Origin of the sequence: Mesorhizobium sp. M0074, from assembly GCF_040322975.1 — a bacterium.
GTDB lineage: Bacteria > Pseudomonadota > Alphaproteobacteria > Rhizobiales > Rhizobiaceae > Mesorhizobium.
Genome location: NZ_JAMYUM010000009.1, coordinates 136485 through 150318, shown reverse-complemented (window position 1 = coordinate 150318; position 13834 = coordinate 136485). Strand labels below are relative to the sequence as shown.

Here is a 13834-nt window from a genome sequence, read left to right as displayed (position 1 = left end):
AGCATCGCAAAATCGGTGCCGATGATCGCCTGCCTTGACGCGCAAAGCTTGAATCGGCGGTTGTTGATCAACGATGCCGACCGTGCCGAGCTGCCGTCGGACGCGAGTCTAGGAAGGTGCCGCGAACGCGAGCAATATCGCGATGAGGATCAACAGCGGTCCCATCCATTTGAAGTGAACCCCAAAGTTGGTCCACCATGCTTGCTGCTGGCCCGGGCGAGCTTGGAACGGGTCCGCGAGAAATCCGAAGCCGACGCCAGCCATCCACAACCCGGCGCAGAACATGATGAACTCGTCGATGTACTCCGCGACCACGCTTCGAAACTTTCGAATTTATGCCGCCGCTACATGCGCCGAATTCGAGCCGATATAGTTACGGATCGTTTCGATGATCCGGTCCTGGTCAGCCTCGCTCAGATAGGGATGCATCGGCAGGCACAGGATGCGCTTCGGCAACTCTTCCGAAACGGCAAGGCCGGTCGGCGTGCGCGGATAATCGCGATAGGCAATCTGGCTGTGCAGCGGTTTCACATAGTAGATAACCGACGGAATGCCCTTTTCACCGAGATGTGCCTTGAGCCCGTCGCGTTTCGGCGTTTCGATGGCGTATTGCGCCCAGGCCGAGCGGCCGCCGCCCAGATTGCGCGCCGCCTTGACGATATCGCCGAGACCTTCGGCATAGCGATTGGCGACCGCTTGCCGCGCCACCATCTCGTCCTCGAGGATGGCCAGCTTCTCGATCAGGATCGCCGCCTGCAGCGTGTCGAGCCGCGAGTTGATGCCGACGCGGACATTGTCGTATTGCGTTTCGCCCTTGCCGTGGAAGGCGAACGAGCGCAACTGTTCGGCCAGCGCATCGTCATTGGTGAACATCGCACCGCCGTCGCCATAGCAGCCGAGCGGTTTTGCCGGATAGAAGCTGGTCGAGCCGACGGTGCCGAACGAGCCGCACATCTTGCCGTCAGCCGAGCCGCCGGTCGCCTGCGCCGCATCCTCGATGACCATCAGGCCTTCGCGGTTGGCGATGGCCATGATCGCCTCGTAATCGGCGGCGAGGCCGAACAGGTCGACGGGAATGATTGCCTTCGGCCTCAGCCGGCCTTCCGCCTTGATCATGGCAATCGCCGCCTCGAGGCTGGCGACGTCGATGTTGTAGCTGTCGGCATCGACGTCGACGAACACCGGTTCGGCCTTGGTCAGCGCCACCACTTCGGCCGTGGCGGCGAAGGTGAAGCTCGGCACGAACACCGCGTCGCCCTGGCCGATGCCGGCGGCAAACAGCGGCAGCAGCAGCGCATCGGTGCCGTTGGCGCAAGCGACCACATGCTTGGTGCCGATATAGGCGGCGAGCTTGTTTTCGAATTCGGTGACCTGAGGTCCGAGAATATAGCGGCCTTCGTCGACGACCCGGTCGATTGCCGCTTTCAGCCTGTCGCGGATGCGTTCGCGCTGCGCGCCAAGATCGATGAACTGCATGTCGGCCTCAAACGGTTTAGCCAGATAACCGGCCGCTGGTAGCAGACTTGGCACGGCCGAGAAAGCCGCAGGGCAAAACCCTGAATTGCTCAAGTGTCGCAGCCTGTTACCTCTGGTTTCCGATCTGCCCTCTTAAACGCGAGGAAATCCGGGCTTCGGCATGCTTGATGTGGCCTTTGTATCCCGCCCCACTGGCTGGGCGAAACATAAAGTGATCGCCGGCAAGCGGTCCGCGAGGCTGTTGCCAGCCGGTCAGGCGATTTCATGCCGCCATGGCGGGTTGGCGCCGGCCCGCGATACCGTCACCGCCGCGGCTTTGGCGCCGAGCGTCAGCGCCTTGTGGATGGCTTCTTCCGGCAAGCTGGCGATTGCCGTCTTCGAGAGCAGACCCTGCTCGTGCAAGGAGGCAAGAATGCCGGCATTGAATGTGTCGCCGGCGCCGACCGTATCGACCACCTCGACCTTGTCCGGCACGACGGTGACCCGGTGCTGGCTGCTGTAACCGACCGCGCCCTCGCTACCATGGGTGACGACGATCAGCTTCGGACCGCGCTCCAGCCAGTTCCGGACGACGTCCTCATGCGAGCCGGCTTCGCCGAACCAGTTCAGATCCTCGTCCGACAGTTTCACGATGTCGGCCATCGCCATCATGTTGCGGATGCGCCTGAGGTGCTTGGCCTTGTCCGGAATGAAGTTTGGCCGGATGTTGGGGTCGAGCATCATCACGCGGCGCTCATGCTCGCGTCGCATGAACTCTTCATAGGCCGACCCGGCTGGCTCCGAGATCAGGCTGATGGCGCCGAACAGCATGGCCTCGATCTCGCTGCCGAGTTCCGGCAGGTCCTCGATGGTCAGCATGCGTCCGGCGGTGTTCTCGTCATAGAATGTATAGGTCGCCTGGCCGTTGGTGAGCCGCACGAAGGCGAGCGTGGTCGGACGCGGCGAGGTGTGCGCATAGGTGGAACTGACCTTGCTGGCCTCCAGCGCCTCTCTGAACTGGCCCCCGAACAGATCCGACGACAGGCCGGAGAAAAAGGCAGCGGGCCCGCCGAGCCGGCCAAGCGCAATTGCCGAGTTGAAGACGGCACCGCCGACATAGGGCGCAAAGGCCGGCTCGCCCTCCGTCGTGGTGCGCGGCAGCATGTCGATCAGGGCTTCGCCGCAGCAGAGAATCATGAAGTCTTGCTTTCCGGCGGATAGATCACGCCCTTGCGAATGATGATGTTGGCATAGAGCCGCGGCTCGCTTGTCGCGACGATCGCGTGCGCGGCCTTGACCCGTGCATAGAAGTCGGCGCCGGCAAGCGCAACCACCTTGCGGCCCGGCGCACGTCTGGCGCAGATCGCTTCCATCTCATGGTGAACCGGATCGGCGAGCAGGGGATCGCCTTTGGCCGAGGCGCGAAACAGCGCCTGCGGCACGGCGTCGTCGACAGGCAATACGCTCAATACCGCATCGAGCACCGGGACGAGATGATGACCGTCGGCGCGGATCAGCCGCTGTGCCTGCTGTTCGGCCGGGTAGTTGCCGTCGACCAGCGCGATCTCGTCGCCATGGCCCATGGCGCGCAACATCGCCAGAAGCTCCGGGCCGAGCAGCGCCGGGATACCGATCAGCATGCTCAGAAGCTCCGGGAAATCGTGGTCGAGCCGATGAGGAAGCGCTCCGACAGCGGCAGGCTGGCGCCACCCAGCGCCCGCGCATGGATGCCGACCGTTCCCTCGCGAACGGCCGGCAGCCTCAGGCCTTCGCCGTCGATCCTGCCGATGGCTTCGATGACAGCATCGACAAGCCGCCGGCGCACGCCGAGCGGCATCCATCCGTCGATCACCGCCGCTTCGAAATCGATGACAGAGGACGCCGCCACAATGGCATAAGCGAGCGCCTGCGAAGCGCTGGCGATCCAGTCGTCGAGCTCGGCACCGATCTCGCCCCAGTCCCCCGGTGATGTCCACAGATGCGAGGCCTCGACGCCGCGTGCGTTGAGCGCCTTCTCCAGCATGGCGATCGACGCCACGTCAATCAACTGCGTCGGCTTGCCGTCAGGCCCGGGCACCGGCATTGAGCCCAGCGCGCCGGCATTGCCGGTTGGGCCGCCAAACAGCCGGCCGTTCAGCACGATGCCGCCGCCGGCAAAGGCGCCGATGTAGAAATAGACGAAATCGCGCGCCGCGCCCGCCGCGTGGCCGAACACGAGCTCGGCGCCGCAGGCCGAGGTGGCATCGTTCTGCAGATAGACTGGAAATTCGCATTGCGCCTGGATGTCGGCGCGGATGTCGCGATGGCGCCATTCGTCCATGATTTCACGCGGCGCGCCGGCGGTATCGGCCCAGTTCCACAATTCGAACGGCATGGCGATGCCAAGCCCGGCGATGCGTTTGTCCTGCGCAGGGGTGAGTTCGCCGCGCATCTTCTTCATGCCGCTCGTGACGAATTCCACCGTCTCGCGCGGCGCCGGATAGCGGTACGAATGCTGCAGCATCGAGCGCACATTGCCGAGGAAATCGATCAGCACCAGCTCGGCGCTGCGGCGGCCGATCTTCAGGCCGATGAAATAGGCGCCGTCGGGATTGAGCGCCATGGGTATCGAGGGCTGGCCGATCTTGCCGCGCAACGGCGCCTGGCGGACGAGCAGGTCGTCCTCCTCCAGCTCGCGCATGATGACGGACACTGTCTGCGCCGAAAGGCCCGTCATGCGCGCAATATCGGATTTGGCCAGGCTGCCGTGCTGACGCACCAGCGACAGCACCAGCCGCTCATTGTGGTCCCGCATGCCGCTTTGATTGGTGCCGCGGTGCAGACGGCTTTCGGCCGCATCGGGCGAACCGTGCCTCGTAACGCCGGTCTCCACCCCTGTTCCTCCCGTCGTTTCCCCTCAATGCTTTTGGTCTAGAGTGGGTGAACAATCCTGCGATGTCAATAATAAATAAGAGTGATTTAATTATTGACAGTGCTGGCGGACTGGTGTCTCTTGAGATCGGCGTCGACACTGGGAGATTTCGTCGGACGCGCTGCAGGTGCCGGTTGGCCGGCATCCTAAATGGTTCCATGGGAGGAAAATCGTGACCACGTCAAAACTGTTGAAATCCACCGTGTTTGCCGCGGCCGGACTGAGCCTGATGGCCTTTGCGTCAACGGCATCGGCCGCCGGGGTCGGCGCCTGCTTGATCACCAAGACCGACACCAATCCCTTCTTCGTCAAGATGAAGGAAGGTGCCGCCGCGAAAGCCAAGGAAATTGGTGTCGATCTGAAGGCCTACGCCGGCAAGGCGGAAGGTGACAATGAGGGCCAGGTTGCGGCGATCGAATCCTGCATCGCCGACGGCGCCAAGGGCATTTTGATCACCGCCACCGACACTGCGGCCATCGTGCCGGCGGTGAAGAAGGCGCGTGATGCAGGGGTGCTGGTGATCGCTCTGGACACCCAGCTCGAGCCTGCCGACGCCGCGGATGCGACGTTTGCGACCGACAATTTCAAGGCCGGCGAGCTTATCGGCTCCTGGGCAAAGGCCACCTTGGGCGACAAGGCCAAGGACGCGCACATCGCCTACATGGATCTTATCGCCAGCCAGCCCTCTGTCGACGTGCAGCGTGATCAAGGCTTCATGAAGGGCTTCGGCATCGACCTCGGCGACCCCAACAAGATCGGCGACGAAACCGACGCACGCAATGTCTGTCACGATCTGTCGAGCGGCAATGAGGATGGCGGGCACACTGCCATGGAGAATTGCCTGCAGAAGGATCCGGATATCAACGTCGTCTACACCATCAACGAACCTGCGGCCGCGGGCGCCTACCAGGCGCTGAAGGCCGTCGGCAAGGAGAAGGACGTCCTGATTGTCTCGGTCGATGGCGGCTGCCCGGGTGTCAAGAACGTTGCCGAGGGCGTGATCGGCGCCACTTCACAGCAATATCCACTGCTCATGGCCTCGCTCGGCATCGAGGCGATTAAGACCTTTGCCGACAGCGGCAAGAAGCCTGAGCCGTCGCCCGGTCTGAACTTCTACAACACCGGCGTGACGCTGATCACCGACAAGCCTGCCGCCGGCATCGAATCCATCGACACGAAGCAAGGCCTCAGCAAGTGCTGGGGTTGATTTGATCCCCTGATCGGCTCAACTTCAAAAGAACAATAGAGAATGTGGAGCGGTTTCGGCCGCTCCACATCACAGGCGGGAGGTCGACTTGAGCGTCGAAACAACCAGGAGCAAGGGACCGCAGGAATTCGAGACGGTCCTGGCCACTAGCGACACCAGCGTCGCTTCATTCGAGACGCATTCCCGCTCGACGCTGGAGAGCATCCAACACCGCTTGCACAAAAGCCCTGCCATGGTGCCGCTGATCATCCTGATCATCTCGGTGGCTCTGTTCGCAGTCGTCGTCGGCGGACGCTTCTTTTCTCCTTTCACCCTCACCCTGATCCTCCAGCAGGTGGCGATAACCGGCATGGTCGGCATCGCGCAGACACTGGTGGTGCTCACCGCCGGCATCGACCTGTCCGTCGGCGCCATCATGGTGCTGAGCTCGGTCGTCATGGGCCAGTTTGCCATGCACTACGGTGTCCCAGCGCCGGTGGCCGTTGCCGTCGGGCTGCTTGTCGGCGCGATTTGCGGCTTGATCAACGGCATTCTCATCGCCTGGGTGAAACTGCCGCCCTTCATCGTGACGCTCGGCACCTGGTCGATCTACGCTGCCATCAACTTCATCTATTCCGGTAACGAGACCATCCGCAGCCAGGATCTCGAGACGACGGCGCCGCTGCTGCAGTTTTTCGGCGGATCGTTCAGGATCGGCGGCGCCGTCTTCACCTATGGCGTGCTGTTGGTGCTGATCATGGCGGCAATTGCCTGGTACGTGCTCAATCACACCGCGTGGGGCCGGCATGTCTATGCGGTGGGCGACGACCCGGAGGCCGCGGAACTGTCGGGTGTGCGCGTCAGCCGGATGCTGGTCGCGGTCTACACGCTGACTGGTATCATTTGCGCCATCGCCGGCTGGGCCCTGATCGGACGCATCGGATCGGTCTCGCCGCAGGCCGGGCAGTTCGAGAACATCAATTCGATTACCGCCGTGGTGATCGGCGGCACTTCGCTGTTCGGCGGCCGCGGCTCCATCCTCGGGACCATCTTCGGTGCGCTGATCGTCGGCGTGTTCGCGCTCGGCCTCAGGCTTTGGGGGACAGACCCGCAATGGACGCAATTGTCCGTCGGAGCCCTTATCATCATCGCTGTTGGTATCGACCAGTGGATCAGGAAGATCTCGGCATGAACCAAACTCACGAACCGATCCTTACCGCGCGCAGCCTGGTCAAGCGCTACGGCCGCGTCACCGCTCTCGACAGCGCAGACTTCGACCTCTATCCGGGGGAAATCCTTGCTGTCATTGGCGACAACGGCGCCGGCAAGTCATCGCTTATCAAAGCCATTTCCGGAGCGGTCACCCCGGACGAAGGTGAGATACGGCTTGAAGGCAAGCCCATTGCCTTCAAATCGCCGATGGAGGCCCGCGAGGCCGGCATCGAGACCGTCTACCAGAACCTGGCGCTGTCGCCGGCGCTGTCGATCGCCGACAACATGTTCCTCGGCCGGGAGATCCGCAAGCCGGGGTTCCTCGGTGAATGGCTGCGCATGCTCGACCGTCCGGCGATGGAAAAGCGTGCCCGCGACAAGCTCACGGAGCTTGGCCTGATGACGATCCAGAACATCAGCCAGGCGGTGGAAACGCTTTCGGGCGGCCAGCGCCAAGGCGTGGCGGTGGCGCGTGCCGCCGCCTTCGGCTCGAAGATGGTCATCATGGATGAGCCGACCGCCGCGCTCGGCGTCAAGGAGAGCCGCCGCGTGCTCGAACTGATCCTCGACGTCAAACGGCGTGGCCTGCCGATCGTGCTGATTTCACACAACATGCCGCATGTTTTCGAGGTGGCGGACCGCATCCACATTCACCGGCTCGGCCGTCGCCTCTGCGTCATCGATCCGAAGCAGTATACGATGTCCGACGCGGTCGCCTTCATGACCGGCGCCAAGGTGCCGCCGGAAGCGGCGCTGGCGGCCTGAGCAAGAACTTGAGGCCCGTCGCGGAGGGCGCCCAACGCGGTGTTTCACGGCCAAATTGCCGCAGGGCAACCCGGCTTGCGATCACCCGAATCGATTGAACATCCGGTGGGATGCACTAGCATTGGCAGAGATGGTGAAAGCCGCATGATCCTGGCAACGTCACGAGAGGCAGCATGACGCGCGCGATGACAACCGAAGCTCCTCTGCCCACGCTCAAAAACCCGGATCCCAAGACGCTCGCCGAGGAAGTCTTGCAAGCCCTCAAATACAGGGTCGGCAAGGGCACCAACGTTGCAACCCAGTACGATTGGCTCACCGCCTCGATCAAGGTTGTACGCGACCGCATAGTCGATCACTGGATGCAGGCGACCCAAGAGGCCTACGCCCAGCAGGAAAAGCGCGTCTACTACCTGTCACTGGAATTCCTCATCGGCCGCCTGATGCGCGATGCCTTCTCCAATCTCGGCCTGATGGACAATATGCGCGAGGCGCTGTCGTCGCTTGGCGTCGACCTCGACATCATTGCTGCGCTCGAACCGGACGCTGCCCTTGGCAATGGCGGTCTTGGCCGGCTCGCCGCCTGCTTCATGGAAAGCATGGCGACCGTCAATATCCCCGCGCATGGCTACGGCATCCGCTACGCCAACGGCATGTTTCGGCAGGAGATCCATGACGGCTGGCAGGTGGAGCTGCCCGAGACATGGCTCGATCACGGCAATCCCTGGGAGTTCGAGCGCCGCGAACGCTCCTTCGAGGTCGGCTTCGGCGGCTCGGTAGAATCGGTCACGTCGAAGGACGGCCGGCTCGAGCGCCACGTCTGGAAGCCGACCGAACATGTTCTGGCAGTCGCCTATGATACGCCGGTTGTCGGCTGGCGGGCCAACCGCGTCAACACGCTGCGTCTGTGGTCCGGCATGCCGGTCGACCCGATCCTGCTCGACAAGTTCAACGCCGGCGATCACATCGGCGCGCTCGCCGAAAGCAACAAGGCCGATGCGTTGTCGCGCGTCCTTTACCCGGCCGATTCCCACAAGGCGGGCCAGGAGTTGCGGCTCAGGCAGGAGTATTTCTTCTCCACCGCCTCGCTGCAGGACATCGTCCAGCGTCATCTCAGCCAGTATGGCGACCTGCAATCGCTGCCCGACAAGGCGGCGATCCATCTCAACGACACCCATCCGGCGATCGCCGTAGCCGAGCTGATGCGCCTGTTGATGGATGTCCACGGCATGGATTTCGACCAGGCCTGGAGCATCACCAAGCGCACCTTCGGCTACACCAACCACACGCTCCTTCCCGAAGCGCTGGAAAGCTGGCCCGTGCCGCTGTTCGAGCGGCTGTTGCCGCGCCACATGCAGATCGTCTACGCCATCAACGCCGAGGTGCTGCTCGAGGCGCGCGCCTCCGACCAGTTCTCGGACGAGCAGATCAGCCGCATCTCGCTGATCCAGGAAAATGGCGATCGCCGCGTGCGTATGGGCAATCTGGCCTTTGTCGGCTCGCACTCGATCAACGGCGTGTCGGCACTGCATACAGAATTGATGAAGGAGACGGTGTTTGCCGACCTCCACAGGCTCTACCCGGATCGCATCAACAACAAGACCAACGGGATCACACCGCGGCGCTGGCTGATACAGTGCAATCCCGGCCTCACTGCGCTCACCCGAGAGGCGATTGGCGACGGCTTCCTCGACGACATCGACGAGATAAAGCGGCTTGATCCTTTCGCTGAGGACGCCGCCTTCCGCGACAAGTTCGCCGCCGTCAAACGGGCGAACAAGGCGAGGCTTGCCAAGCTCGTTGCCGACCGGCTCGGCATCAAGGTCGACCCATCGGCGCTGTTCGACATCCAAGTCAAGCGCATCCACGAATACAAGCGCCAGCTCTTGAACATTCTCGAAGCGGTCGCGCTTTACGACCAGATCCGCTCGCATCCGGAGCGCGACTGGATGCCTCGCGTCAAATTCTTCGGCGGCAAGGCGGCGCCCAGCTATCACAACGCCAAGCTGATCATCAAACTTGCCAATGACGTCGCCCGGGTCATCAACCGCGATCCGGCGGTGCGCGGCTTGCTGAAAGTGGTATTCGTGCCGAACTACAATGTCAGCCTGGCCGAGATCATGATGCCGGCCGCCGATCTTTCGGAGCAGATATCGACCGCCGGCATGGAAGCATCCGGCACCGGCAACATGAAGTTCGCGCTGAACGGCGCGCTGACCATCGGCACGCTCGACGGCGCCAATGTCGAGATCAAGGAATGCGTGGGCGACGACAATATCTTCATCTTCGGCCTGACCACCGATGAGGTCGCCGAGCGACGCAACAATGGTTACGATCCGCGCGCTGTGATCGAGGGATCGCCTGAATTGGCGCAGGCGCTGGCCGCGGTTTCATCCGGAGTCTTTTCACCTGACGATCCGGACCGTTATCGCGACCTGATCAACGGTCTTTACCAGAGCGACTGGTTCATGGTCGCCGCGGATTTCGATGCCTACGCCGCCACCCAGCGCGACGTCGATGCCATCTGGCGCAACAGCCCGGACTGGTACGCCAGAGCCATCCGCAATGTCGCGCGCGTCGGCTGGTTCTCGTCCGATCGAACGATCCGCCAATATGCGAAAGACATATGGCACGTGCCCGCCTGATATGATTGCATGAGGCCACGAACAATGTGGTCCTAGTGGAGTGGATTTGACCCTCGCATCCCTTGGAGGGTAAGGCGGCATGCGAATGTCGAATTCAAAACTCCACTAGAAACATACACTTGGTGCCCGGGGAGGGTCACTGCCTGATGAGCAAGCCGCGCGCGACCGTTGCGACAAGCGGGCCGGACGGACTGGCGCCAGCCGGCGATGTCGCGGCGATTGTCGCCGGCACGCACGGCGATCCGTTTGCCGTGCTTGGCGTGCATGAGGCGGGAAAGGGCTTTGTCGCCCGCTGCTTCGTCCCTCATGCCGAGTTCGTCACCGCCTATACGCTGACCGGCAAGAAGGCCGGCGAGCTGTCGAGACGCGACGACCGCGGTTTCTTCGAAGGCAAACTGTCGCTGCGCAAACGCCAGCCGCTGCGCTATCACGCCAGGAATTCCGGCGGTGACTGGTGGCTGACCGATCCATATTCCTTCGGTCCCGTGCTCGGCCCGATGGACGATTATTACATCGCCGAAGGGTCGCATCTCAGGCTGTTCGACAAGCTCGGCGCCCATCTCATCGACCATGAAGGTGCATCGGGTGTGCATTTTGCGGTGTGGGCGCCCAATGCAAGGCGCGTCTCGGTGGTCGGCGACTTCAACGAGTGGGACGGCCGCAGGCATACCATGCGCGTCCGCCGCGACACCGGCATCTGGGAGCTGTTCATTCCCGACATCGGCGCTGGCCGCCCGTATAAGTATGAAATCATCGGGCCGGATGGCGTGAGATTGCCGCTCAAAGCCGATCCGTTCGCCTTCAAGTCCGAACTGCGCCCGGCCACCGCCTCGGTGACGGCATTGCCGCCGGCGCATGAATGGGGTGACGAGGCGCACCGGAACTACTGGCGCAATGCCGACCACAGGCGCGAAGCCGTATCGATCTACGAGGTCCATGCCGGGTCATGGCGGCTTCACGACGACGGCAGCTTCCTGTCGTGGGATGAACTCGCCGACAGGCTGATCCCTTACGTGGTCGAGACCGGTTTTACCCACATTGAATTCATGCCGATCTCCGAACACCCTTATGACCCGTCCTGGGGCTACCAGACGACGGGTCTTTATGCGCCGACTGCCCGCTTTGGCGATCCGGACGGTTTTGCCCGCTTCGTCGACGGCGCCCACCGTGCAGGCATCGGCGTCATCCTCGACTGGGTGCCGGCGCATTTCCCGGTTGACGAACACGGTCTGGCAAAGTTCGACGGTACCGCGCTCTACGAACATGCCGATCCGCGCAAGGGCTTCCATCCCGACTGGAACACCGCGATCTATAATTTTGGGCGCCGCGAAGTGATTTCGTTCCTGGTCAACAATGCGCTGTTCTGGGCCGAGAAATATCACGTCGACGGACTGCGCGTCGATGCGGTCGCCTCGATGCTTTATCTCGATTATTCGCGCAAGGCCGGTGAATGGATTCCCAACGAGAAGGGCGGGCGGGAGAACCTCGAAGCGGTCAGCTTCCTGCAGCGTATGAACAAGGAGGTCTACGGCCACCATCCAGGTGTGATGACCATCGCCGAGGAATCGACCTCGTGGCCGAAAGTCTCGCAGCCGGTGCATGAAGGCGGACTGGGCTTCGGTTTTAAATGGAACATGGGCTTCATGCATGACACTTTGGAGTATTTCTCCAAGGAGCCGATCTTCCGCAAGCATCACCACAACGACATCACCTTCGGTCTGGTCTACGCCTTCAGCGAGAATTTCGTGCTGCCGCTGTCCCATGACGAAGTGGTGCACGGCAAGGGCACGCTGCTCAACAAGATGGCCGGCGACGACTGGCAGAAATTCGCGACGCTGCGCGCCTATTACGCGTTCATGTGGGGTTATCCCGGCAAGAAGCTGTTGTTCATGGGCCAGGAGTTCGCACAGCGCCGCGAGTGGAGCGAGGGGCGCGCGCTCGACTGGAACCTGCTCGATTTCCGGCTCCACCGCGGCGTCTGGCAGACGGTGCGCGATCTCAACTATCTCTACCGCTCGCGCCCCGCGCTGCATGCCCGCGACTGCGAGCCGGAGGGCTTTTCCTGGCTGATCGTCGACGACAGCGCGAACTCAGTATTTGCCTGGCTGCGCAGCGCGCCGGGCGGCAACCCGGTCGCGGTCATTTCCAATTTCACGCCGGTGCCGCGCGACAATTACCGCGTGCCGTTGCCGCACGCCGGAAAATGGCGCGAGATCATCAACACCGATGCCACGGATTATGGCGGTTCCGGCAAGGGCAATAGCGGCGGCGTCGAGGCTCAGGCGGAAGGAGGAGGCATTTCGGCGACGATGCTTTTGCCGCCGCTGTCGACGATCATGCTCGAATTCGTCCCGGACTGAGCTATGTCTGGAGCATCTAACCTGGGAGGATAGGAATGGCTGAAATAAAACGAACACAGCCGCTGGCACGCGACGCCATGGCTTATGTGCTGGCCGGCGGCCGTGGCAGCCGGCTCAAGGAACTGACCGACCGCCGGGCCAAGCCGGCGGTCTATTTCGGCGGCAAGACCCGCATCATCGATTTCGCGCTGTCCAATGCGCTCAATTCCGGTATCCGCCGCCTCGGCGTCGCCACCCAGTACAAGGCGCATTCGCTGATCCGCCACCTGCAGCGCGGTTGGAACTTCCTGCGGCCCGAGCGCAACGAGAGTTTCGATATCCTGCCGGCCAGCCAGCGTGTGTCGGAAACGCAATGGTACGAGGGCACCGCCGACGCCGTTTACCAGAACATCGACATCATCGAGGCCTATGGGCCGGAATACATGGTCATCCTGGCCGGCGACCACGTCTACAAGATGGACTACGAAATGATGCTGCGCCAGCATGTCGAGGCCGGCGCCGATGTCACCGTCGGCTGCCTCGAAGTGCCGCGCATGGAAGCCACCGGCTTCGGCGTCATGCATGTCGATCCCAAGGACACCATTATCTCCTTCATCGAAAAGCCCGCCGATCCGCCAGGCATTCCCGACAAGCCGGATTTTGCGCTGGCCTCGATGGGCATCTATGTGTTCAAGACCAAGTTCCTGATGGAGCAATTGCGTCGCGATGCGGCGGAGCCCGGCTCGAGCCGCGACTTCGGCAAGGACATCATCCCCTACATCGTCGAGCACGGAAAGGCGATCGCCCATCGCTTCGCCAAATCCTGCGTGCGCTCGACCGCCGAGAACGAGGCCTATTGGCGCGACGTCGGAACGGTCGACGCCTATTGGGAGGCCAATATCGACCTGACCGACATCACGCCGGAACTCGACCTTTACGACCGCGACTGGCCGATCTGGACTTATGCCGAGTTGAAGCCGCCGGCAAAGTTCGTGCATGACGAGGATGGCCGCCGCGGGTCGGCCGTGTCGTCTCTCGTGTCGGGCGATTGCATCGTTTCGGGCGCTTCGCTGAAGCGAAGCCTGATCTTCACCGGCGCGCGCATCAATTCCTATTCGACGCTGGAGGAGGTCGTCATGCTGCCGGACGTCCATGTCGGCCGCAACGCCAGGCTGAAGCGCGTGGTCATCGATCACGGCGTCAGGATCCCGGAGGGGCTGGTGGTCGGCGAGGATCCTGTCCTCGACGCCAAGCGTTTCCGCGTTTCGGAAAAAGGCATCTGCCTCGTCACGCAGGACATGATCAACAGGCTGGGATCGTAGTG

The 13834-nt window shown here is 62.4% G+C and carries 11 protein-coding genes; 6 read left to right on the top strand and 5 right to left on the bottom strand.

The window, feature by feature from the left end; genetic code table 11:
- Window positions 1-108: 108 nt before the first annotated feature.
- From NKJ73_RS14740 to NKJ73_RS14720, 5 genes are all read right to left on the bottom strand, one after another.
- Window positions 109-315 (bottom strand): hypothetical protein, encoded by a 207-nt coding sequence (locus NKJ73_RS14740; protein ID WP_352569914.1) that lies wholly within the window; start codon window positions 313-315, stop codon window positions 109-111.
- An 18-nt stretch (window positions 316-333) separates the two neighbouring features.
- Complete coding sequence (locus NKJ73_RS14735; protein WP_352569913.1) at window positions 334-1476, bottom strand: DegT/DnrJ/EryC1/StrS family aminotransferase; 1143 nt, start codon at window positions 1474-1476, stop codon at window positions 334-336.
- 252 nt (window positions 1477-1728) lie between these two features.
- The gene (locus NKJ73_RS14730) at window positions 1729-2652 is read right to left on the bottom strand and encodes a carbohydrate kinase family protein (RefSeq protein ID WP_352569912.1); all 924 of its coding nucleotides are present in this window, start codon (window positions 2650-2652) and stop codon (window positions 1729-1731) included.
- Window positions 2649-3095 (bottom strand): RbsD/FucU family protein, encoded by a 447-nt coding sequence (locus NKJ73_RS14725; RefSeq protein ID WP_352569911.1) that lies wholly within the window; start codon window positions 3093-3095, stop codon window positions 2649-2651. The genes NKJ73_RS14730 and NKJ73_RS14725 overlap by 4 nt, the downstream gene beginning before the upstream one ends.
- Window positions 3096-3097: 2 nt before the next feature.
- Window positions 3098-4327, bottom strand: a complete 1230-nt coding sequence (locus NKJ73_RS14720; protein ID WP_352569909.1) for an ROK family transcriptional regulator — start codon at window positions 4325-4327, stop codon at window positions 3098-3100.
- Between the two features lie 229 nt (window positions 4328-4556).
- Here NKJ73_RS14720 and NKJ73_RS14715 point away from each other — a divergent pair, with 229 nt between their 5' ends.
- From NKJ73_RS14715 to glgC, 6 genes are all read left to right on the top strand, one after another.
- The gene (locus NKJ73_RS14715; RefSeq protein ID WP_352449223.1) at window positions 4557-5573 is read left to right on the top strand and encodes a sugar ABC transporter substrate-binding protein; all 1017 of its coding nucleotides are present in this window, start codon (window positions 4557-4559) and stop codon (window positions 5571-5573) included.
- An 88-nt stretch (window positions 5574-5661) separates the two neighbouring features.
- On the top strand, window positions 5662-6744 hold the full coding sequence (locus tag NKJ73_RS14710) for an ABC transporter permease (RefSeq protein ID WP_023679302.1): 1083 nt from the start codon (window positions 5662-5664) through the stop codon (window positions 6742-6744).
- Window positions 6741-7529 (top strand): ATP-binding cassette domain-containing protein, encoded by a 789-nt coding sequence (locus tag NKJ73_RS14705; protein WP_023679303.1) that lies wholly within the window; start codon window positions 6741-6743, stop codon window positions 7527-7529. The genes NKJ73_RS14710 and NKJ73_RS14705 overlap by 4 nt, the downstream gene beginning before the upstream one ends.
- Before the next feature lie 173 nt (window positions 7530-7702).
- Window positions 7703-10171 carry a glycogen/starch/alpha-glucan phosphorylase gene (locus NKJ73_RS14700; RefSeq protein ID WP_352569908.1) on the top strand — a complete coding sequence of 823 codons (2469 nt, stop codon included), beginning with the start codon at window positions 7703-7705 and terminating at the stop codon, window positions 10169-10171.
- Window positions 10172-10317: 146 nt separating this feature from the next.
- Window positions 10318-12531, top strand: a complete 2214-nt coding sequence (gene glgB, locus NKJ73_RS14695; RefSeq protein WP_352569906.1) for a 1,4-alpha-glucan branching protein GlgB — start codon at window positions 10318-10320, stop codon at window positions 12529-12531.
- Window positions 12532-12566: 35 nt separating this feature from the next.
- A complete protein-coding gene (glgC, locus tag NKJ73_RS14690) occupies window positions 12567-13832 on the top strand; it encodes a glucose-1-phosphate adenylyltransferase (protein WP_254819896.1) in 1266 nt (421 codons plus the stop codon).
- Window positions 13833-13834 lie beyond the last annotated feature (2 nt).